The organism is Salinimicrobium maris (assembly GCF_049680855.1).
GTDB lineage: Bacteria > Bacteroidota > Bacteroidia > Flavobacteriales > Flavobacteriaceae > Salinimicrobium.
This window is the reverse complement of the sequence record NZ_JBMPGS010000015.1, coordinates 1-1,058: the sequence shown is the minus strand read 5'-3', so window position 1 is coordinate 1,058 and position 1,058 is coordinate 1. Positions and strand designations below refer to the sequence as shown.

General features: G+C 47.9%; 1 protein-coding gene. It reads right to left on the bottom strand.

Features of this window, described 5'->3' with window-relative positions:
- A partial coding sequence (locus tag ACOV1Q_RS15850) for a DUF4082 domain-containing protein (protein WP_424495380.1) occupies positions 1–1,058 on the bottom strand: 1,058 nt, incomplete at both ends.

Below are 1,058 nucleotides of genomic sequence, written 5' to 3'. Positions count from 1 at the left end.
GGAATAAAAGCCGTTATTACTGTGGTATGAAATCACATATGTAGTATTGGCCGTAACAGGCACAGGAGAAGCAAATGATACCTCCTGCCAGCCTGAGGCTGTTTCACTGTTAAACACCGCCTCGGCAAGAAGATTCCCATTCCTACTGTATAGCTGACCGGTGTGTACTCCCGTATTTCCTGTTTCTTTATAAAAACGAACCCCTGTGACATAACCATCTACCGAACTTCTGAACTTCATTCCCAGCTGTAAGGGTGCCCCACTATAAAATCCACCTGTAGGAGTATCTTTAGGATTGAAAACAGTACAGGGGCAGGCGAAACTGGAAGGATCGGGAGTTACAGAAACAAGCACTTCAGCAGAGGTGGTTTTCCTTCCCTTGTCATCTGTTGCCTTTGCTGTAATACTATAGTTCCCTGCCGCAACATTTTGCCAGTTAAAGGTGTAGGGGCTGGAAGTATCTTCTGCTAACCTGGTATTTCCCTGAAAGAATTCCACTTTGGCAATAGAACCATCGGAATCTGAAGCTGTTGCATCCAAACGTATCGTGGCAGGGGCCTCAAAACTGCTCCCTCCTGCAGGTGAAGTCAAACTCACCACGGGAGGAAGGTTTACCAGAGCCGTGGTATTGAAAACAACGTCCACCCAATAGTTACTGCTCTGATAGTTCTGTGTAGGAAAAGAAGGAGTCGTGCTATAGCGATATACTCCGTTAGCGCCATCCATCCCGGTCCTGAGTCCGGTAAGAGGACCATTCTCCACAGCACCAGAAAAATATGGATTATCTGCCGAATAATATCCCGCACTGCTATGGTAGGAAATCACATAGGTGGTCCCTGCCGTGACCGGCACCGGAGAAGGAAACGCCACCTCCTGCCAGCCAGAAGATGTTTCGTTGGAAAAAACAGCCTCTGCCAGCAAGTTTCCGTTGCGGCTATAAAGCTGCCCCGTATGAACGCCAGTATTCCCCGGCTGCTTGTAAAAACGTACTCCTGTAATAAACCCATTCTCTGAACTACGGAATTTCATCCCCAATTGTAACGGGGAACCGCTCCACA